Source organism: Pseudomonas sp. SDO5532_S415, assembly GCF_054071155.1.
On sequence record NZ_JBSVWS010000007.1, the window covers coordinates 73377 to 92950 of the forward strand.

Annotated in this window: 25 protein-coding genes; 18 read left to right on the forward strand and 7 right to left on the reverse strand. The window is 59.2% G+C overall.

Annotated elements, in window-relative coordinates; all coding sequences use genetic code 11:
• The first annotated feature begins 26 nt into the window (after nucleotides 1–26).
• The 13 genes from ACW9HW_RS04450 to recX all read left to right on the forward strand — a co-directional run bounded on the left by ACW9HW_RS04450 (nucleotide 27) and on the right by recX (nucleotide 9927).
• Complete coding sequence (locus ACW9HW_RS04450) at nucleotides 27–236, forward strand: hypothetical protein (protein WP_457398624.1); 210 nt, start codon at nucleotides 27–29, stop codon at nucleotides 234–236.
• A 2-nt stretch (nucleotides 237–238) separates the two neighbouring features.
• Nucleotides 239–1405: a phage tail protein gene (locus ACW9HW_RS04455; protein WP_457398627.1), complete on the forward strand. Its 1167-nt coding sequence runs from the start codon at nucleotides 239–241 to the stop codon at nucleotides 1403–1405.
• Nucleotides 1405–1911 carry a phage major tail tube protein gene (locus ACW9HW_RS04460; RefSeq protein WP_457398630.1) on the forward strand — a complete coding sequence of 169 codons (507 nt, stop codon included), beginning with the start codon at nucleotides 1405–1407 and terminating at the stop codon, nucleotides 1909–1911. The genes ACW9HW_RS04455 and ACW9HW_RS04460 overlap by 1 nt, the downstream gene beginning before the upstream one ends.
• Nucleotides 1912–2078: 167 nt before the next feature.
• Nucleotides 2079–2663, forward strand: a complete 585-nt coding sequence (locus tag ACW9HW_RS04465; RefSeq protein WP_457398632.1) for a phage tail assembly protein — start codon at nucleotides 2079–2081, stop codon at nucleotides 2661–2663.
• Nucleotides 2664–2791: 128 nt separating this feature from the next.
• The gene (locus tag ACW9HW_RS04470) at nucleotides 2792–4900 is read left to right on the forward strand and encodes a phage tail tape measure protein (RefSeq protein ID WP_457398635.1); all 2109 of its coding nucleotides are present in this window, start codon (nucleotides 2792–2794) and stop codon (nucleotides 4898–4900) included.
• Nucleotides 4900–5283: a phage tail protein gene (locus ACW9HW_RS04475; RefSeq protein WP_457398638.1), complete on the forward strand. Its 384-nt coding sequence runs from the start codon at nucleotides 4900–4902 to the stop codon at nucleotides 5281–5283. Before ACW9HW_RS04470 ends, ACW9HW_RS04475 begins: the two co-directional genes overlap by 1 nt.
• The gene (locus ACW9HW_RS04480) at nucleotides 5276–5488 is read left to right on the forward strand and encodes a tail protein X (protein ID WP_457398641.1); all 213 of its coding nucleotides are present in this window, start codon (nucleotides 5276–5278) and stop codon (nucleotides 5486–5488) included. The genes ACW9HW_RS04475 and ACW9HW_RS04480 overlap by 8 nt, the downstream gene beginning before the upstream one ends.
• 9 nt (nucleotides 5489–5497) lie before the next feature.
• Nucleotides 5498–6514 carry a phage late control D family protein gene (locus ACW9HW_RS04485; protein ID WP_457398643.1) on the forward strand — a complete coding sequence of 339 codons (1017 nt, stop codon included), beginning with the start codon at nucleotides 5498–5500 and terminating at the stop codon, nucleotides 6512–6514.
• Between the two features lie 150 nt (nucleotides 6515–6664).
• Nucleotides 6665–7228 (forward strand): glycoside hydrolase family 19 protein, encoded by a 564-nt coding sequence (locus ACW9HW_RS04490; protein WP_457398646.1) that lies wholly within the window; start codon nucleotides 6665–6667, stop codon nucleotides 7226–7228.
• A complete protein-coding gene (locus tag ACW9HW_RS04495) occupies nucleotides 7210–7725 on the forward strand; it encodes a lysis protein (protein ID WP_457398648.1) in 516 nt (171 codons plus the stop codon). The genes ACW9HW_RS04490 and ACW9HW_RS04495 overlap by 19 nt, the downstream gene beginning before the upstream one ends.
• An 80-nt stretch (nucleotides 7726–7805) precedes the next feature.
• Nucleotides 7806–8306: a CinA family protein gene (locus tag ACW9HW_RS04500; protein ID WP_095197046.1), complete on the forward strand. Its 501-nt coding sequence runs from the start codon at nucleotides 7806–7808 to the stop codon at nucleotides 8304–8306.
• 83 nt (nucleotides 8307–8389) lie between these two features.
• Nucleotides 8390–9448 (forward strand): recombinase RecA, encoded by a 1059-nt coding sequence (gene recA, locus ACW9HW_RS04505; protein WP_095197045.1) that lies wholly within the window; start codon nucleotides 8390–8392, stop codon nucleotides 9446–9448.
• An 8-nt stretch (nucleotides 9449–9456) separates the two neighbouring features.
• Nucleotides 9457–9927: a recombination regulator RecX gene (gene recX, locus ACW9HW_RS04510; RefSeq protein ID WP_095197044.1), complete on the forward strand. Its 471-nt coding sequence runs from the start codon at nucleotides 9457–9459 to the stop codon at nucleotides 9925–9927.
• A gap of 44 nt (nucleotides 9928–9971) precedes the next feature.
• Here the strand turns inward: recX and ACW9HW_RS04515 are convergent, their stop codons facing one another.
• Nucleotides 9972–11090 carry an LOG family protein gene (locus ACW9HW_RS04515; RefSeq protein WP_095197043.1) on the reverse strand — a complete coding sequence of 373 codons (1119 nt, stop codon included), beginning with the start codon at nucleotides 11088–11090 and terminating at the stop codon, nucleotides 9972–9974.
• Between the two features lie 483 nt (nucleotides 11091–11573).
• Here ACW9HW_RS04515 and ACW9HW_RS04520 point away from each other — a divergent pair, with 483 nt between their 5' ends.
• Nucleotides 11574–11774, forward strand: a complete 201-nt coding sequence (locus tag ACW9HW_RS04520) for a hypothetical protein (RefSeq protein ID WP_095197042.1) — start codon at nucleotides 11574–11576, stop codon at nucleotides 11772–11774.
• Here the strand turns inward: ACW9HW_RS04520 and ACW9HW_RS04525 are convergent, their stop codons facing one another.
• Nucleotides 11775–12200, reverse strand: a complete 426-nt coding sequence (locus ACW9HW_RS04525; protein ID WP_095197041.1) for a PA3611 family quorum-sensing-regulated virulence factor — start codon at nucleotides 12198–12200, stop codon at nucleotides 11775–11777.
• 186 nt (nucleotides 12201–12386) lie between these two features.
• On the opposite strand from ACW9HW_RS04525, the gene ACW9HW_RS04530 reads away from it, so the two are divergent.
• From ACW9HW_RS04530 to ACW9HW_RS04540, 3 genes are all read left to right on the forward strand, one after another.
• Complete coding sequence (locus ACW9HW_RS04530) at nucleotides 12387–13130, forward strand: tRNA-uridine aminocarboxypropyltransferase (protein WP_095197040.1); 744 nt, start codon at nucleotides 12387–12389, stop codon at nucleotides 13128–13130.
• 228 nt (nucleotides 13131–13358) lie between these two features.
• Entirely contained in the window at nucleotides 13359–14009 is a 651-nt protein-coding gene (gene erdR, locus ACW9HW_RS04535) for a response regulator transcription factor ErdR (RefSeq protein ID WP_457398653.1), read from the forward strand.
• A gap of 76 nt (nucleotides 14010–14085) precedes the next feature.
• Nucleotides 14086–14448, forward strand: a complete 363-nt coding sequence (locus tag ACW9HW_RS04540) for a diacylglycerol kinase (RefSeq protein WP_095197038.1) — start codon at nucleotides 14086–14088, stop codon at nucleotides 14446–14448.
• Here the strand turns inward: ACW9HW_RS04540 and ACW9HW_RS04545 are convergent.
• Nucleotides 14445–15371 (reverse strand): LysR family transcriptional regulator, encoded by a 927-nt coding sequence (locus ACW9HW_RS04545; RefSeq protein ID WP_095197037.1) that lies wholly within the window; start codon nucleotides 15369–15371, stop codon nucleotides 14445–14447. The two genes, ACW9HW_RS04540 and ACW9HW_RS04545, sit on opposite strands and share 4 nt — an antisense overlap.
• A 133-nt stretch (nucleotides 15372–15504) precedes the next feature.
• Between ACW9HW_RS04545 and fpr the strand changes: the two genes are divergently transcribed.
• A complete protein-coding gene (gene fpr, locus ACW9HW_RS04550) occupies nucleotides 15505–16284 on the forward strand; it encodes a ferredoxin-NADP reductase (RefSeq protein WP_007947184.1) in 780 nt (259 codons plus the stop codon).
• Between the two features lie 132 nt (nucleotides 16285–16416).
• Here fpr and tsaA read toward each other — a convergent pair whose 3' ends face one another.
• From tsaA to ACW9HW_RS04570, 4 genes are all read right to left on the reverse strand, one after another.
• Nucleotides 16417–17115, reverse strand: a complete 699-nt coding sequence (tsaA, locus tag ACW9HW_RS04555; RefSeq protein ID WP_095197036.1) for a tRNA (N6-threonylcarbamoyladenosine(37)-N6)-methyltransferase TrmO — start codon at nucleotides 17113–17115, stop codon at nucleotides 16417–16419.
• A gap of 150 nt (nucleotides 17116–17265) precedes the next feature.
• Complete coding sequence (locus ACW9HW_RS04560) at nucleotides 17266–18036, reverse strand: SDR family oxidoreductase (protein ID WP_457398658.1); 771 nt, start codon at nucleotides 18034–18036, stop codon at nucleotides 17266–17268.
• Nucleotides 18037–18168: 132 nt separating this feature from the next.
• On the reverse strand, nucleotides 18169–18639 hold the full coding sequence (locus ACW9HW_RS04565) for a YehS family protein (RefSeq protein WP_095197034.1): 471 nt from the start codon (nucleotides 18637–18639) through the stop codon (nucleotides 18169–18171).
• A gap of 75 nt (nucleotides 18640–18714) precedes the next feature.
• The gene (locus ACW9HW_RS04570) at nucleotides 18715–19425 is read right to left on the reverse strand and encodes an rRNA pseudouridine synthase (RefSeq protein WP_095197033.1); all 711 of its coding nucleotides are present in this window, start codon (nucleotides 19423–19425) and stop codon (nucleotides 18715–18717) included.
• Nucleotides 19426–19574: the final 149 nt, after the last annotated feature.

A 19574-nucleotide genomic window follows, 5' to 3' on the forward strand; every position in this document is an offset into this window, starting at 1 on the left:
GCTTTTTCATTCATGGAGAAACAAAAATGGCAGAACGCCAAACGTACACCGTGCTCCGTCCATTCCCTACCGGGGGTGGTCACTGGTCGAGCATCGGCCAGGAGCTGCAATTGCTCGATGTGGAGGCCAGTGCGTTGCGCAGCGCCGGTCGCCTGGGACTGAAAAAAACCGAGGCTGCCGAGTCGGCCTCTCCATCCACCACGGCCAAAAAGGCCGCTGCCAAGAAGGCTGAATAACCATGGCTGAGGTTTTGAACTTCGAACACAACGGCATTACCGTCAATGCCACCGAATCCCCCGAGGCCATGGGTGGCCTGGGTGACAACGTCATCGGTCTGATCGGCACGGCGCCGAAGGCCGATGTGCTGATTCCGCGCAACGCTCCGTTTCGCATCACCAGCTTTACCACCCAGGCGCTGCTCGATCCGACCGGTACCGAGGAAGGCACGCTGTATCACGCGGTGTTCCAGATCCTGAAAGTGGTCAAGGTGCCGGTCTACGTGGTCATCGTCGAAGAGGGCGCGACCCCGGCCGACACGCTGAACAACGTCATCGGCGGTATCGATCCATTGACCGGTCGCAAGCTCGGCCTCGCGGCGTTGAGCGGCGTGCCCGAGGACTTGACCATTATCGGCGCGCCGGGCTTCACCGGCACTAAAGCGGTGGCCAGTGAGTTTGCCTCCTTCGGCAAACGTATCAAGGCCCGGGTGGTGCTCGACGGCAAGGATGCCGCGGTCGCCGATCAGGTGACGTACAGCCAGGAACTGGGCGGCGCGGAGCTGGGTTTCGACCGCTGCCTGCTGGTGCACAACATGCCGTCGGTGTACTCGAAGGCGGCGAAGAAAAACGTCTTCCTGTCGCCATCGAGCCTGGCCATCGCGGCCCTGGCCAAGGTCAAGCAGTGGGAGAGTCCGGGCAACCAGGTGACCTACGCCGAGGACGTTTCGCGGGTGGTGGAATACAACATCCTCGACACCTCCACCGAAGGCGATCTGCTCAACCGCTACGGCATCAGCTACTACGCCCGCACCATCCTCGGTGGCTTCTCGCTGCTGGGTAACCGCTCGATCACCGGCAAGTTCATCAGCTACGTCGGTCTCGAAGACGCGATCAGCCGCAAGCTGGTCAAGGCCGGCCAGAAAGCCATGGCCAAGAACCTGACCAAATCGTTCATGGACCAGGAGGTCAAGCGCATCAACGACTGGCTGCAAACCCTGGTCGCCGACGAAACCATTCCAGGCGGCAGCGTGTACCTGCACCCGGAATTGAACAGTGTCGAGAAGTACAAGAACGGCACCTGGTACGTGGTCATCGACTACGGCCGTTATGCGCCGAACGAACACATGGTTTATCAACTCAATGCCCGCGATGAAATCATCGAGCAGTTCCTGGAGGACGTTCTCTAATGTTTACCAACCGCGTAAGACAGGCCATCGCGGCCACCCTGCAAGGTCTGCCGTTGTCGGCGACGGTGGAGGATTTCACTCCGCCGAAAATCGAATTCGAGATGGAAGAAATGCGCGGCGGACGCTTTATCGCCGAGCAAATGGCCAAGAATGGCAAGGCACTCACCGCTACGTTGACCCTGCAAGGAATGGGGCCGGAAGTCATGTTGGCCCTCGGCGTGAAGCTGGGTGAAGACATCCTGCTGAACGTGCGCGAAGCCGGTCAGGATCAGGACGGCAACACCTGGTTCACGTATCACACCGTGGGCGGTCAGTTGAAATCCCTTGGGGAAACCACGTTGAAGATGAGCGAAAAGCCCAAGACCACCCTGGAACTTGCCTGCCGCACCTACAACCGCCTGGAAAACGGCATCCCGGTGATCGACATCGATGTGCGTACCCAGAAGTTCGTGCTCAACGGCGTCGACATTCTCGGCGACGCCCGCCGGGCCGTCCTGTTGCCGTAACCCTCAAGGCCAACCAAGGCGCACACCCTGTGGGAGCGAGCCTGCTCGCGAAAGCGCTGTATCAGTCAGCAGTGATGTCGACTGACAGGTTGCATTCGCGAGCAGGCTGGCTCCCACAAGGCTCCTGGCAATTCGACCCTCACGTGAACCACCAAGGAATTCATTCCATGTCTTGGACACCTCCTGTTCATGACCTGCTGTCGCCGATCACTTCGGACGACAATTTGCAGATCGAGCAAATCCAACTCAACCCCTTGTATTACGCCGCGCAAAAAGAAGCCCTGGCCCGTGCCGGCGATGATGAAGACGACCAGTTCTTCGAACTGGCGCTGCTGGCCACCGGTCTGTCGATCAAGGAACTCGACCAGCTTAAACGCCCGGACTACGTCAGCATCGCCCAATACGTACACGAGATGTCGACGTTGCCGGCTTCGCACTTTCTTGGGCAAGTGGGCAAGGGTGAACAACCATCAGCCGCCCCCGATGAAGTGACCTTGCTGCAACCGCTCGCGGTGGCGGGTCGCACCCTGACCTCGCTGACCCTGGAAATGCCGGTACTGCGCGCCACCAAGGCGATGAAAAAACTCAAGACACCCAAGGAACGCGCCGAGTTCATCACCGCCCACTGCACCGGCCTGATGCTTCCCGACCTGGCCCTGTTGACCGTTCCCGACTGGACTCAACTGCAGGTGCGCATCGACGATTTTTTAAACCAACCGGCGGCCTTCTTTCGGAGCGCGACATCGAAGTGATCCTCGATGTGGTGCCGCTCATTTACCCGGTACGTGAAGCGGACATTCTGGAGTGGGACGTCGCAAAGGCGTTGCGCCGCTATGACATAGCGATCACTCGCCTTGGCGTGAAAAAGGAGTAGAGGAGGATGGCTGAGAGCAAGTATTTGCTGGCGGGTGCAGGCATTGAATGGCCGTCATTGAACAACGCATCCCAAGCCTTGGGGTTGTCGGGGTTCAAGGACCCTTTGGTGCAGCTCAGCCAGGCGTTGAATATGACCAGTCTGGATATCCGTCTGTTGACGCAGGGACAGGGCAAGCTTGGCGAGGCGCTGGCGGCCTTGACGGCGGCCTTGTCGTCACGGCGTTCGCCGGGCAGGACGAACGCCGTACCGGCCTCGACCAGTGAGACGAAACCCAGGCTCATGGCTGAGGTTGAACAACGCCCGCCACCGCAGGATTTGAAGTCTGCCATGGCGATTCAGACGGCGATGGTCGATATCGGCCTGAAGCTGCGAATGGACCCTGATGAACTTCAGGAGATGGCCAATGACAATCTGAAGTTGGCGAGCGAGAAACGGATTGCCCCTGCAGGGACGACAGGTGTGCAACTGGCTGGGGTCCAACTGGCGGCAATCGATTCAGGTCTGGTCAAAGATGTTCAATCGCAGGACCTGCGCAAAACGCTGAAAGATTTTGCTGGCGATGCAGCCCTCATGGCGTCGGCGTACAAGATCTCCGTGAAGGAGGCTGGCGAAATAATGGCTGGTTGGCGTACCTCGTCAGGCCTCGATCGTGCTCAACGTCTCGACCTGGCCGATGCGGGCAATCATTTGGCAGGCAGTGTCGATTTGAATGCCAAAGCGCCAGACATCGGATCGATTGTGCAACGCAGTGGCGTGTCGGGCATGGCCACCGGCATGAAGCCCGAGCAGGTGGCGGCAATCGCTGCGACTCTGCTGAGCGTTGGCGTGGGCAAGGATGAAGCCGGCGCGTCGTTGAAAACCCTCAGTTCGACATTGAGCAAGGGTGATAACGTCACGGCGGATCAGCGCATGGCCATGGCCCGGCTTGGCTTTGACCCCGCGCAACTGGCCAGCGAAATGCGCAAGGACGCACCGGCAGCGATCACCAGAGTACAGGAGGCGCTGGAGAAAAAAACGGCCGGGGAGCAGGCCTCGTTACTCAAGACTCTGTTCGAAGGTGATGATGGCATCGGCCAGTTGTTCAAGGCACCCAAGACCCTGCAAGCAGCCTTTGCACGGGTGTCCGACAAGAGTACGTACGCGACGTCCGCGCTCGGTGACGAGGGTTCGATGGCGCAGACTGCCGAAGCCCGGGGGAACACCTCGCAAGCACGCTGGAATTCGCTGGATGCCAGTCTGACGCGACTGGATACGGCGATTGCCAACGCGGTAGCTCCCTTTACTGACCTTGCGATGCTCAGTGTCGATGGCCTGGTCAGTGGGTTGAGTGGCTTGGTCGAATCATTTCCGAAAGTCGCCGCCGGGTTGACCTTGCTCGGCGCGGCCCTCGCGACACCGTTTCGCGATGCCATCCTGTCCAGACTGGCATCCGTTACGTCGTCCATCACCTCGGAGCTTTTGAAGCCGGAGGCGGTCACCCAGTCACCCGGAGAGGGAAATCCAGGCAGGCGCGTGGGCGGTGACGGTCAGCCTGGGCGTCCCACGATTCGCAGTCGGCTGGTTGCGTCGGCGGCCCGGGCCAAGTCCTTCACCGGCAGGCTGGGCGCCCCTCTGGCGCTGGCCAGTGCCGGTTATGACGGACTCAAGGCATTGCTGGCCGGTGATTACCAAGCCGCCGCGGGCGCGGCTGGATCGGGTGTCGGCGGCTTGGCCGGAGCCTATGCCGGCGCCGCCACCGGCGCATTGATCGGCAGCTTCATTCCAGTTCCCGTCCTGGGGACGGCGGTCGGCGGGGTCATTGGCGGTTTGCTGGGCAGCTACTTTGGCAGCGAGGGTGGGGAGGCGCTGGGTGAGTCCCTTTATACCGCGAAGGACCGACTCCAGCCCCCGGAGCAAGTCAGCAAGGATCTGAGCAGCGCACAGACGCAGAACCAGCAGGTCAACTTCAACCCGGTCATCCAGATCAGTGGTGCCAACCCGTCCGACTCCGAACAGTTGGTTGAAAAGGTCATGGCGCAGTTGCGCAGGCAATTGCATGGCGAATTTTTACCGCTGGTAACCAATCCACTCACCGTACGCCGTGACGCGGCCCTGACCGATGGAGGTATGTAATGCGTCAGCAAATGGCACTGGGCAGTTTCATTTTCGGCCTGTCCGGAAACTTCGCTTACAGCACCCTGCAGCGTAAGTCTGATGGGGGGTGGACGAACATCGACATCCTGACCAGTAAGCCCAAATCCAGCCAGACCGGGCAAGGCCTGCAGGTTCTTATCATCAGCGGCAAGTCGATGTATGCACAGGCGATGGAACGCCTGGATGAGTTGCGGGCCTTGCAGGCATTGCGCGTGCCGTTGCCGCTGGTCGACGGCATTGGCCGTAACTGGGGCTTGTGGCGCATCAACAACTTAACGGAGAACCAGAGCCTGGTGATCGATGACGGCACGGCGATGGTGATTGATTGGACGATCGAGTTGGCGGAGTACACCCATGCGTAGAGTCAGAAGTATTGCCGGCGATTCGGTGAACCTGCTGCTGTTTCGGCAGCTGGGTCGCAGTGACGATGCAGTAGAAGAAGCCTTTTGGCGCCTCAATCCGACGCTGGCCGAGCACGCAGCCATATTGCCTGCGGGCGTCTGGATGGTCTTGCCGGAAATCGATTCTCGACCCATTGCGACCCGACCGATATCGGCTTGGGACTGAGGAGGCTCTATGGCTCTTGGATTTACCCCGGTAGTGGAAATATATGGGGCCAACGCGGCACTGCTCAACGAGCGATTACTCAGTTGGCAGCACATCGATGCGTCGGGAATCGAGTCCGATCAGTTGACGCTGACGATCGATCTGCACGGACTGGAGGGGTTGCCGGATCTGGGTGGGAAAATCGGCCTGCGGGTCGGCTATCTGGAATCGGGGCTGGTGGATAAAGGCCTGTTCGTGATCAGCCGTCGCACGCCCAAACTGTTTCCCCTGACGTTGACACTGGTGGCCACCGCAGCGCCGTTCAGTGTGGCGGACGAAACGGGTTTCAAGCTACGCCGATCCCTCAGCCACGGCCCGACGACCCTCGGCGCGTTGTTTCGTCTATTGACGGCCCGCCACGGATTTTCTCCCCGTGTCGCGCCCGATCTGGCCATGATCAAGATTGAACACATCGATCAATCCAACGAAACCGACATGGGCTTTCTGACGCGTCTGGCCTGTATGCACGACGCGGTAGCGAAGCCGATCAACGAGCTGTATGTGTTGGCGCGACGCGGTCAGGTCAAATCGCTGTCGGGCAAGGTATTGCCGAATGTTCGACTGTCGGTGACGACGAACAATCGCCCGGACGACCACGCCTTCATCGCCGCTACCCTCGATGAAACCGCCCGGACGAAGTATCAGGGTTGCAAAATCAGTTGGTGGGACGCGGCGGCAGGCAAGGAGCGCAGTGTCGAAAGCGGCATCGCGCCATTCAAGACCCTGCGTCAGCGCGGCCAGAACGCTGAGGAGGCCCTGGCAGCCTGTGAAGGCGAAGTGCGCCGGATGATGCGCGAAGCACTCAAAGTGAACATTGATTGTCCAGGCAATCCCGGCCTTTCAGCCGAAGGGGTCGTGGTGCTGGACGAAACCTGGCCCGATTTCATGCGTGGGCGCTGGTCAATCGACAAGGTCACGGCCAGTGGCAATCGAAAAGACAGCTATCGCTGCAAAATCGCGGCAACTTGCCTGGGCTCGGCGACATAACACGACGCAACAATTGCACAGGCCACGCTCGCGCGCCGTGACGGTAACCTGCTGCTCAGCAGGGTTTGTCAGTCGCAGGAAATATTGCGCAGGTGTTTGCCGAACAATCCCCAACTTGTGAATCTCAACCTTTACTCACCGGACCGAGCGATGCGTCTCACTGAGCAACAGCTACTCAAGATTTTCCCCAACGCCCGCTCCCAAGCGGGCGTTTTCATTTCTGTCCTCGACACCGCCATGGCTCACCGCAACATCAATACACCCACGCGCATTGCCGCCTTCCTCGCACAAGTCGGCCATGAGTCAGGGCAGTTGCAGTACGTACGTGAACTAGGCAGCGATCAATACTTGAGCAAATACGACACCGGGGCGCTCGCCGGGCGCCTGGGCAACACGCCGGAGCCCGACGGCGACGGGCAACGCTATCGCGGTCGTGGCCTGATTCAGATCACCGGTCGCAACAACTATCGTCAATGCAGCCTCGGGCTGTTCGGCGACGAACGCCTGCTTGCCCAGCCAGAACTACTGGAACAACCGCAGTGGGCCGCTGAATCCGCCGCCTGGTTCTGGGAGCAGAGCGGCCTCAATGAACTGGCCGATCGTGGCGAGTTCAACAGCATCACCCGTCGTATCAATGGTGGACTGAACGGGCTGCAGGACCGCTTGCAACTCTGGGCGCGGGCGAGGGCGGTGTTATGTCAGCCTTCGGTTTGATTGCGACGCCTTACCGAATTATCGGTGCAGTTGTGTTACTGGTCATGTTGGCCGGTGGCCTGGCCTGGCGCTTTCAGGATTGGCGTTATGGCCGGCAACTGGCAGAGCAGGCGAGGTTGCACGGTGAAACGCTGAATCAACTGACCCTGGCTGCAGCGACGCGGCAACAAGCCGAACAGGACAGGCGCCTGGCCCTCGAGCAACGGCTTTCGACCAGTGAACAAAACCATTACCGAGTATTGAGCGATGTCCAACGTGATCAGGATCGCCTGCGCGATCGTCTTGCCACTGCAGATGTGCGGCTGTCAGTCCTCCTCGATGCCGGAGCAGGTGCAGTGTCAGCCACCTCCAGCGCCGGCGGCATGGATCATGGCGCCGTACGCGCCGGACTTGACCCGGCGCATGCTCAACGAATTGTCGCCATCACCCATGACGGCGACCGTGGATTGATTGCCTTGCAGGCCTGTCAGGCCTATGTCAGGACGATCATCCGCTAACATCTTGTTCGACCCTGTAACTTGCAAGCGCGATGCGCTCGTGTACGGTAGGTGTCATTCCGCCCCAACAGGAGATGCCCGTGAAAGTAATCACCCAGCTGGCCGCTGACCTTGGCAGGCAATTACAGATGCTCAACGCCCATGTCTCCACGGCCGAGTCTTGTACCGGTGGCGGGATCGCCGAAGCCATTACCCGTATCCCCGGCAGCTCGGCGTGGTTCGAGGCCGGTTATGTGACTTACTCCAATCTGCAGAAGAACCTGCAATTGGGTGTGCCGGTGGAATTGTTTACCACGGTGGGGGCGGTCAGTCGCGAGGTGGTCGAGGCGATGGCCAGGGGCGCCCAGGAAAAAAGTCGTGCATTTTTTTCCGTGGCGGTCAGTGGCGTGGCCGGGCCGGACGGTGGCTCGCCGAGCAAACCCGTAGGCACGGTGTGGCTGGCCTGGGGCGTGGGCGAGCGGGTGTTCAGCGAGTTGCAACACTTCCCGGGTGACCGCGACGAGGTCCGCCGACAAACGGTGAAGGCCGCGCTAGAGGGGCTGCTGCGCCATACCGCGGCAGAAATCTCAAATCAGGGGTAGGCGATCCTCAACCGCTGTGGAATAATACTGGCTACTTATACAGGTGTTGGCCGTCAGGCCTTATTGATTACGTGAGGACTTTAATGGACGACAACAAGAAGAAAGCCTTGGCTGCGGCCCTGGGTCAGATCGAACGTCAATTCGGCAAGGGTGCCGTAATGCGTATGGGCGATCAGGACCGTCAGGCGATCCCGGCCATCTCCACTGGCTCTCTGGGTCTGGACATCGCACTGGGCATTGGCGGTCTGCCAAAAGGCCGTATTGTTGAAATCTATGGTCCTGAATCTTCCGGTAAAACCACACTGACATTGTCCGTGATCGCCCAGGCTCAAAAAGCCGGCGCGACCTGCGCATTCGTCGATGCCGAACACGCCCTCGATCCTGAGTACGCCGGCAAGCTGGGCGTCAACGTCGACGACCTGCTGGTTTCCCAGCCGGACACCGGCGAGCAGGCCCTGGAAATCACCGACATGCTGGTGCGTTCCAACGCGGTTGACGTGATCATCGTCGACTCCGTGGCGGCGCTGGTGCCAAAGGCTGAAATCGAAGGCGAAATGGGTGACATGCACGTGGGCCTGCAAGCCCGACTGATGTCTCAGGCGCTGCGTAAAATCACCGGCAACATCAAGAACGCCAACTGCCTGGTGATCTTCATCAACCAGATCCGTATGAAAATCGGTGTGATGTTCGGCAGCCCGGAAACCACCACCGGTGGTAACGCACTGAAGTTTTACGCATCGGTTCGTCTGGACATCCGCCGTACTGGCGCGGTGAAAGAAGGTGATGAAGTCGTTGGCAGCGAAACCCGCGTCAAGGTTGTGAAGAACAAGGTGGCTTCGCCGTTCCGTCAGGCCGAGTTCCAGATTCTTTACGGCAAGGGCATCTACCTCAATGGCGAGATGATCGACTTGGGCGTTCTACACGGTTTCGTTGAAAAATCCGGTGCCTGGTATGCCTACAACGGCACCAAGATCGGTCAGGGCAAGGCCAACTCAGCCAAGTTCCTGGCGGATAATCCGGAAATCGCAGCAACGCTCGAGAAGCAACTGCGTGACAAGTTGCTGTCTCCGGCAGTGATCGCGGACTCCAAGGCTTCTGCAGTCAAAGAGACCGAAGACGATCTGGCTGACGCTGATATCTGATTGCTCCGATGACCACCGCCGTACTCGATACACTCGTCGCGGTGCGGCGAACCGCCATGGACCTGCTCGCGCGACGCGAGCACGGTCGAGTCGAGCTGACGCGTAAATTGCGTCAGCGCGGCGCGCTCCCCGAAATGATCGAAACAGCACTCGACCGATTGACGGAAGAGGGCTTGCTCTCCGAATCCCGTTATCTTGAAAGCTTCGTTTCCTACCGTGCCCGTTCCGGCTATGGCCCTTTGCGCATTCGTGAAGAGTTGAGCCAGCGCGGCCTGCAACGTAGCGATATCGAACTTGCCTTGCGCGAGTGCGGTATTAACTGGCAGGAGCAACTGGAAGACACCTGGCGCCGCAAGTTCTCCGGGCACTTACCGATAGACGCGCGGGAACGTGCCAAGCAAGGCAGATTCCTGGCGTATCGGGGATATTCCATGGAAATGATCAGCCGCTTGTTCAGTGGCCGAGGAATGGACGATTAACTGAAACGGCTCGCTATTTCGATAGCGGGCCGTTTTTTTGTGCCTCACGTAACCTTGGATGACTCCCGTGTGCGTTGTTGTGCCTGAGGCTGGGAGTGTGCCCAGTTTTCCGGCAGGTTGATGTAGTCCACCAGCTCTCGCAACCGGCCATGGTCACGGGCGTTGAAGGCGAAGGCCAGTCGAGCCAGATGGCTGAACTGTGCTTCATCGTGTTCTTCGCCGCTGTAGGCATGCTGGTGAAAATGATCACTTAGGCACAGGTCCGCAAACGACTCTTGCATGTGTTCGAGTGCCCGGTCACTCAGTTTGTGGTTCATGCGGATCAGGAACTGATGCTTGAGCCAGCGGCTGGAGTGGAAGTTGCTGTAGAACTTGTTGATGTGTTCTACAGCGTCCTCGGCGCTGTAGACCAGTTTCACCAGTTTCATGTCCGTGGGCAAAATGTAGCGATTTTCCTCTAGCTGTTCGCGAATGAAGTCCAGTGCCCCTTGCCAGAACTTGCCGCCCGGTGAGTCCAGCAACACCACCGGTACCAGCGGGCTTTTACCTGTCTGGATCAGCGTCAGCACTTCCAGGGCTTCATCCAGGGTGCCGAAACCGCCAGGGCACAGCACCAGTGCGTCGGCCTCCTTGACGAAGAACAGCTTGCGGGTGAAGAAAAAGTGGAACGGCAGCAGGTTGGTTGTGCCGTTGACGGTGGGATTGGCGTGTTGTTCGAAGGGCAGGGTGATGTTGAAGCCCAGGCTGTGTGCCAGACCGGCGCCCTCGTGAGCCGCGGCCATGATGCCGCCACCGGCACCGGTGATCACCATCATGTCCGAGCGTGCCAGCGCGGCACCCAGCTCCCGGGCCATTGCGTACAGCGGGTGTTCTATCGGAGTGCGGGCAGAGCCGAACACCGTGACTTTGCGTCGGCCCTTGAACTGTTCCAGCACACGGAATGCGTGCTCCAGTTCACGCAGGGCTTGCAAGGTGATCTTGGCATTCCAGCGGTTGTGGTCTTCCTGGGCCATGCGCAGCACGGTCAGGATCATGTCGCGGTAAATCGGGATGTTCGGGCTGTTGGGTGAAACCAGGTTGAGTTGCTCTTCGACCTTGCTGATGAGGTCGTGGCCGCTTTCTTCGAAATGACGGCTAAGGAGGTCATTCGGTTGGTAAGGCATTCAACTTCTCCTTCTGCACAGAACCCTCGGCTTCGACAAAACAAGCGTCGACGCCACGACACTCCTGTGTCGCTGTCTGCCCAAGCCCATGCCTGGGCGATCCACTCGACCCGAATGATCATCGGGTCATCCATACAGGCTCTGTTTTTCCCTTGGATGAAAGAAACGTTCGCACAACGCAATACATAACGGGCGGCCCCTTTCCTGCCCTGAACAAGTGAATGTGGATACCTTGAAATCTAGACCCTGGTGGTGATTTGCGCTGCTTTGATCATTGCGCCGCAAAGTCTTTCCTGGCAACCGCTTATTGACGATTTGCAAAGTGCTTTCACCGCTCGTCTGAAGGCGCGCCGCATGTCCTGCACTCTGATTTACTAAGTTACAGGTGTCACACGACAACTTCGCGTCAACGGCAGGGCGCACGGTACAGGCGGTAGAAGGATTTATCGCTCAACAAGAGCGAGGTGCAAGGAGGCGGGATTGATGGCCAGAGTCATTCTGGAAATAGAGATCGATACGCAACTGTATCGATTACTGAAGTCATCGGCCGAGACTAATCATTTGAGTCTCGAGGAGGAGTGTTGCCGACGACTGGAGGGGGCGGAGCGGCGTTCGCGTTACTTGCAGGCATTGCTGGCAGATCTGCGCGCCGAGGATGAACAGCGGCGCGCCAAGTCCAAATAGTTACTTCTTCTTCACCGGTGCGGCTTTCGGGCAATCCGATTCCTGGAAGCTTGCCGAGCCAACCGCGCGATTGGTCTTCACCTCGGTGAAGTCGTAACGCATGATCGCACCCTTCTTCATCAGCTTGCGGTAACCCTCGTTTCTGCATACGGAGGCGCCAAGCTGGAAGTACACCGCCTTCGGATCAGCCCGCATCTTGTTGGCATGGCTGCTTTGCACGCTCAAGTGGTTGATCAGCGTATTGCCTTCGACGGTGTAGCCCTGGTCAAGAATGTCTTCGTTGATCGCCCGTGGCGTGCCGACGCTGCTTTGTGCGGCGACGTTGCGCAGCTCTCTGTTCAGATTCTGCTCACTCAAGGACGCAGCCTGAGCGTTGAAGGACGACGCCAGCAGAATGGCAGCGGTGGGAACGATAAGGCGCAGCATGAAACTCTCCTGGTTCAGTGACTGGTGGTTCGACCAGCCACGTGACTGTGCGTTCAGTGGCGGCGAATTATAGGGGAGCCCGTCTGGACGGTACAGGCTTGCGCCGGTGGCTCTGGTAAACTGCCGGTCTTTATTGCCCCGAGTGCTATTCGTGTCGAGTTCCTCTGTCTGCCGGTCTTGCCCGCAATGATCCATGCCCCCAACGCCGTCGCCCGCCTGCGCGATCAGCGCGAAGATGAAGGCATCAAGCCGATTCAGGCCCGAGGCTGGCGCGCAACCCGCTGCCGAGCCTGCCGTGTGATCGAGAGCCATTGCCTGTGCGCCTGGCGCCCACGGGTCGATACCCGCTCGGGGGTGTGCCTGATCATGACCAGCAAGGAAGTGTTCAAACCCAGCAACACCGGCTGGCTGATCGCTGACGTGGTGCGCGATAACCACGCGTTCATCTGGTCGCGGACCGACGTCGATCAGCAGTTGCTGGCGCTGTTGTCCGATCCGCAATGGCAGCCTTATCTGGTGTTTCCGGGTGAGTATGTCGAGCCCGAGCGCGTGACCCACAGTGTAGCGTTGGATAGCAACAGGCGACCGCTGTTCATTCTGTTAGACGCGACCTGGACCGAAGCCCGGAAGATTTTCCGCAAAAGTCCTTATTTCGATGGGTTGCCGATCCTTAGCCTGTTGCCCGAAAAACTCTCGCGCTATCAATTGCGTCGATCTACCCGCAGCGAACATCTGTGTACCGCTGAGGTCGCGGCGTTGTGCCTTGATCTGGCGGGCGATACGCAGGCGGCGTCGGCCCTGGACGCTTATTTCGATGTATTCAGCCAGCATTACCTCGATGCCAAGCGGCAGCTTGAAATGAACGTGGAAACACCGGCACATGCCGAGTTGCTGCCATTTGTGCAGAACACCGCGCCTGTCATGGGCTGATTGTCGCCCATACTGCAAAAGACTGTACTGGCCATCCAGCTTGACCACCCCGACTTCGCTGGGCATGCTTGGCGCCGATTAGGGCGCGGCCGAAGTTTGATACGCCGCTTTTTTACGTGATTGGCGTTGAACGTGCCCTGTTGGTGCAGCTGCCTGGCTGTGCCTCGAGTTGTTTTGGCGCTACCCGAATGCGTCGGGTACCCCATAAAAAACAGGATCATTTGAAAAATGGCCACATACGAAATCCTGATAGCCGATGACCACCCGCTTTTTCGCTCCGCCCTGCATCAAGCGTTGACCCTCGGGCTAGGCCCGGATGTCCGTTTGGTGGAGGTGGCGAGCATTGCCGAACTGGAAGGCCGCCTGACTGAAAAGGCCGACTGGGATCTGGTGCTTCTGGATCTGAATATGCCGGGGGCGTACGGTTTTTCCGGGCTGGTGCTGTTGCGTGGTCAATACCCGCAGATTCCGGTCGTGATGGTTTCGGCCCAGGAAGAAGCCTCGGTGATGGTCAAGTCCCGTGAGTTCGGGGCCAGTGGCTTTATTCCCAAGTCCAGCGACCTGGGTGTGATCCAGAAAGCCGTGCGTGCCGTACTCGAGGGTGACGTGTACTGGCCACCGCAAGCGTTCGAAGCGGTCAGCGTTTCCGATGAGGCCAAAGCGGCCAGCGAAGGCCTTGCCAGCCTGACACCTCAGCAGTTCCGGGTGTTGACCATGGTCTGCGAGGGTTTGCTGAACAAGCAGATTGCTTACGAACTGGGCGTTTCTGAAGCGACCATCAAGGCCCACGTGACGGCGATTTTCCGTAAACTGAACGTGCGAACCCGAACCCAGGCTGCGTTGCTCCTGCAACAACTTGAGTCAATTTCAAGCCAATAAGGGTTGGCATCTTCACGCTTTTTTGACTTTGGTTAATCTAGCTTTCCCACTCCTTTTTTGGTCAGTTGCCTACTCTATGTCCCCTTTCAAAGGCCAGACCGGCCTGAAACGCATCCTCAATGCCTCGGGTTATTCCTTCGATGGCCTGCGCGCAGCTTTCACCGGCGAAGCGGCTTTCCGGCAGCTGGTTTTGCTCAACGTCATCCTGATTCCCCTGTCGTTCTTCCTGAACGTCAGTCGCGTCGAGCAGGCGCTGCTGATTGCAGTCTGCCTGCTGGCCTTGATTGTCGAGTTGCTCAACTCGGCAGTGGAAGCGGCGATCGACCGCATTTCCCTTGAGCGGCATCCGCTGTCGAAGAACGCCAAGGACATGGGCAGCGCCGCGCAACTGGTGGCGTTGACCATGATCGCGCTGGTGTGGGCCGTGATACTTCTTTAAGCGATCGTCGGCAGCACGATCTCGTCGCTGCGCTGGACCCCGGCGGTGAAAGCGCGGCACAGATCGAGGAATTCGCGCATCGCCGACGTCTGGTATTTCTGCTTGTGCCAGATGAAGTAGAACTGGCGGGCCAGGTCCAGATCCGGTGTCTCTACCGGCACCAGGCTGCCGCGGCGGAACGCGTCCCGCAGTGCCAGCCGCGAAATACAGCCAATTCCCAGGCCGGACTCCACCGCGCGCTTGATTGCTTCGGTGTGCTCCAGTTCCAGGCGGATGTTCAGCGCGCGATGGTGATGACGCATGGCCTGATCGAATGTCAGCCGTGTCCCCGAGCCTTGTTCGCGCAGAATCCAGGCTTCATGGCTCAGTTCGTCCATGGTCGCGGTGCCTCGTTGCGCCAGGGGATGCTGCGGCGCGCAAAACACCACCAGTTCATCTTCGACCCAGCTCTGCACTTCGATGTCCGGGTGGCTGCAATCGCCTTCGATCAGACCCAGGTCAATTTCGTAGTGGGCAACCTGTTGCACGATATTGGCGGTGTTCTGTACATGCAGCTTCACCTGGCTTTCCGGGTGGCGCTGCATGAAACCGCCGATCAACAGGGTGGCCAGGTAATTGCCGATGGTCAGGGTCGCGCCCACCGCCAAGGAGCCGAAGCCGGACTTGCCGTTGAGCAGGTCTTCGATTTCCTTGGCCTGGTCGAGCATCGCTACCGCTTGCGGCAGCAGCTGTTTGCCAAGGGCGTTGAGGCTCAGCCGTTTGCCGGCGCGGTCGAACAGCTGGCAGCTGGACTGGCGCTCCAGTTCGGTGATCGAGGTGCTCGCCGCCGATTGCGACAGGTTGAGCAGCCCCGCGGCACGGGACACGCTTTCCTGCTGGGCGACGGCGACAAATACTTGAAGTTGACGGAGAGTAAATCGCATATCGATATAACCGATAACCCTTATCTTAATAATCCATTTAACAGATATTGTCACTGCTATTAGAATGCGATGCAATTGCGCGCCGCTCACAGAGTGCGGAGCATGCGCCGACAATCTCCAGGAGTCCCCGTACATGAGCAACATGAACCACGAGCGTGTCCTCAGTGTTCATCACTGGAACGACACTCTGTTCAGCTTCAAGTGCACCCGAGATCCGGGCCTGCGCTTCGAGAACGGTCAGTTCGTGATGATCGGCCTGCAACAACCCAATGGCCGCCCGCTTATGCGCGCTTACTCGATTGCCAGCCCGAACTGGGAAGAGCATCTCGAGTTCTTCAGCATCAAGGTGCCTGATGGTCCGCTGACTTCCCAGCTGCAGCATCTGAAGGAAGGCGACGAGATCATCATCAGCAAGAAGCCTACCGGCACGCTGGTGCTGGACGACTTGAAGCCTGGCAAACATTTGTACCTGCTCAGCACCGGTACCGGTCTGGCGCCGTTCATGAGCGTCATCCAGGATCCGGAAACCTATGAGCGTTTCGAAAAAGTGATCCTGTGCCACGGCGTGCGTTACGTCAACGAAGTCGCCTACCGCGAGTTCATCACCGAGCACCTGCCGCAGAATGAGTTCTTCGGCGAATCGTTGCGTGACAAGTTGATCTACTACCCGACCGTGACCCGTGAGCCATTTGAGAACGAAGGTCGCCTGACCGACCTGATGCGCAGCGGCAAGCTGTTCAGCGACATCGGTCTGCCGCCGATCAACCCGCAGGACGACCGCGCCATGCTGTGCGGCAGCCCGAGCATGCTCGACGAGACCAGCGAAGTGCTGAACAGCTTCGGCCTGAAAGTCTCGCCGCGGATGCGCGAGCCGGGTGATTACCTGATCGAGCGTGCGTTCGTCGAGAAGTAACAACACCGCTCAGCTGCTTTGCCTTGCCTGTGGGAGCGAGCCTGCTCGCGAAGAGGATGTACCGGTCAGCATTGATGTTGACTGACACACCCCTTTCGCGAGCAGGCTCGCTCCCACAGTCGTTTATGGCGTTCAAACCTTCGCGGGAATGACTTCGAGCACCCGGATCATCTCCGGTGTCGGATAATGCCAACGCACATCCAGGTCCCAGAATTGCGCGCCATATTCCCGCTCCGGCGCGGGCGTCTGGTACGCCGGGCGTGGATCCTGCGCCAAACATTGCTCAATCAACTCAACCAGTGGCTCAGCAAGGCGCTGTGAGTGCCCGTGAGCCTGTTTCAGGGCGTTGTCCGTCCACTGCACGGGAATCAGGTGTGGCGCGGCACTGGCGATGCTGTTGGAGGCGATATCGATGATGTCGGCGTAAGGCACGTAGGGTTTGATGTCGAGAATCGGCGTGCCGTCCAGCAAGTCGATGCCGGATATCCACAAGCGATTGGCTTCGACCTTGTCCAGTTTGACCACCGACTGGCCAATGCCGTTGGGGCGGTGGGTGGCGCGGGTGGCGAATACGCCCATGGATTTATTACCGCCGAGGCGAGGCGGGCGGACTTTCAGCCGTGGCTTTTCTTCCAGCGCCTGATGAAACAGGAATAGCAGCCAGACATGGCTTACCTGTTCCAGGCCTTGCACCGCATCGCCCTGATCGAATGGCGCCACCAGTTCCAGGACACCACGCGCGGCCGGGGCCAGTTGCGGTTGGCGCGGGATGGCGAACTTCTCCTTGAAACAGGAGCGCACAAAGCCGATAGGGGAAACGCTGTAGGTCATGGTTTGCGGTCGAGGCGGGGGAAAGGAGGGCATGATAACCCGATCGACCTGAATTCAGTGGTGCCTGTGCTGGCCCCTTCGCGAGCAGGTATTGTGAGCACAGTAAATCCCTGTGGGAGCGAGCCTGCTCGCGAAGGCGGCACCGCCGATTTAGAGACTGAACCCGCCATCCAGCGGAATGATATTGCCGGTCATATAAGCCCCGGCCGTACTCGCCAGGCTGATCGCCAGCGCTGCCATCTCTTCTTCCCGCCCCCAGCGCTTCATCGGGATCAACGCCGTATCTTCTGCCAGTGCCTGTTCATCATTGCCGATGTGTTGCGTCATCTTGCTCGGAAAGCGCCCCGGCGCGATCACGTTGACGTTGATGTGCTGGCTCACCAGTTCTCGCGCCAGAATCCGCGACAGTTGATGCAGGGCCGCTTTGCTCGGTCCGTAGGCATAGGCTTGTTCCCCGAAGGATGAAATCCCGGCCACTGAACCGATGTTGATGACCCGTGCCGGATTCGCCGCTGAGCCGGCCTTGCGCAGTAGCGGCAGGAATTGCTGGATACAGTTGAATACCGACGTCACATTGAGCTGCATGACCTTTTCCCAGCCCTTGATCGGATAGCTCTCCAATGGCGCGCCCCAGGTGGTTCCGGCGTTATTGACCAGAATGTCGAGATGGGTGAGCTGTTCGCCCACACGCGTGGCCAATTGCAGTACACCTTCTTCGGTGGCCAGATTGGCCGCCACACCGTGGCAACGTCCGAATGCACGGAGTTCGTCAGCCGTTTGCTGGCAGGCTTCGGCATCGCGGGCGCAGACGTACACGGTGGCGCCCGCCTCGACATAGGCCTTGGCGATCATTTTGCCGATACCGCGGGTGCCGCCGGTCACCAGAGCGGTGCGGCCTTGCAGGGAAAAGTAGGGATGCATGGCGAATCCTGAGAGCTGAGGGTCTTTACACCCTAGTCGTCAGCCGCCGGAAACGGAGCCACTATTTTTGCGCGGAATGGGGGGCCATTCGGCCCTGTAGGAGCGAGCAAGCTCGCTCCTGCGGTGAACGGGTTACTGAGGGCGCACGCGTAGTGTCAGGCCCTTGAGGAAGTTGCGCAGCAACTGGTCGCCGCACGGGCGATAGTTGGTGTGGCCGAACTTGCGGAACAGGGCGCTCAGCTCAGGCTTGGACACCGGGAACTCGGCGGCCTTGAGGATCGCGTGCATGTCGTCTTCCTTCAGTTCGAAGGCCACGCGCAGTTTTTTCAGGATGATGTTGTTGGTCACCGGCACTTCGATCGGCTGTGGTGGACGGCTTTCGTCCTTGCCACGCTTGAAGATCACCAGGCCGTCGAGGAAGTGCGCCATGACTTCGTCCGGGCAGCGTACGAAACCTTCCTCGTCTTCTTCTTTCTTGTCGAGGTACGTCACCAGGTCTTGCAGGCTAACGTCCATGCCGCCGAGCTTGATGATCTCGATGACTTTCTTGTCGCTGATGTCGAGCATGTAGCGCACGCTGCGCAATACGTCGTTATGAATCATGTGTGCAGTCCTGATATTCAGCTGTGGGCATCGCGACCAGGCGCGACGCCGGAATGTATGGCGGCGAGAAAAGCCTTAGAACTTCTCTTTGCCGGACAGGTAGCGCCATTGCCCCAGAGGCACTTTGCCGATGGACACGCCGCCGATGCGAATGCGGCGGATGGCCACGACCTTCAGGCCGACTGCCTGGCAGAACAGGGCGATCACGCCCGGTTGCGGGTTTTTCATGGCAAAGCGCAGGCGGTTTTCGTTCTGCCAGCTGGCTTTGACCGGCGGCAGCTCCTTGCCCTTGTAGGTCAGGCCGTGCTGCAAACGGTTCAGGCCGTGCTCGGCCATGTCGCCTTCGACCTCGACCACGTATTCCTGCTCGATCTTGCTCGCATCGGCCGTGAGCTTGCGCAGGATCTTCCAGTCTTGGGTGAACACCAGCAAACCACTGGCATTGGCTTGCAGGTCGGTGCTGGCGGTCAGGCGCTGGAAGTGGCCCTTGAGCGGGCGTTTGCCGTAGCGGTGTTCTTCGCTCAAGGTCTCGGCGCTGAGGGTTGCCATGGCGCTGTCCGCGTCCATGCCGGCGGGCACGTTGAGCAGGATGGTCACCGGTTCCGGTGCGGTCGCCTTGGCGTCCTTGTCGAGTTCGACTTTCTGGGTGCCGACCTTGAACTGCGGTTCGTCGATGACTTCGCCGTCGACAGTGACCCAGCCACCCTCGATGAACAACTCAGCCTCCCGACGGGAGCAACCGACGAGTTCGATGAGGCGTTTGGATAGTCGAATCGGGTCAGTCATGACAGGGCCGTAACAAAAAAGGGGTGGGCATTGTACCTGCCTGGCGCCGGTTAATCCCGGCTCCATTTCAGTGTGGCTGCTTTTTGTGGGAGCGAGCCTGCTCGCGAATGCAATCTGTCAGCCGACATCGGTGCTGACTGACACATCGC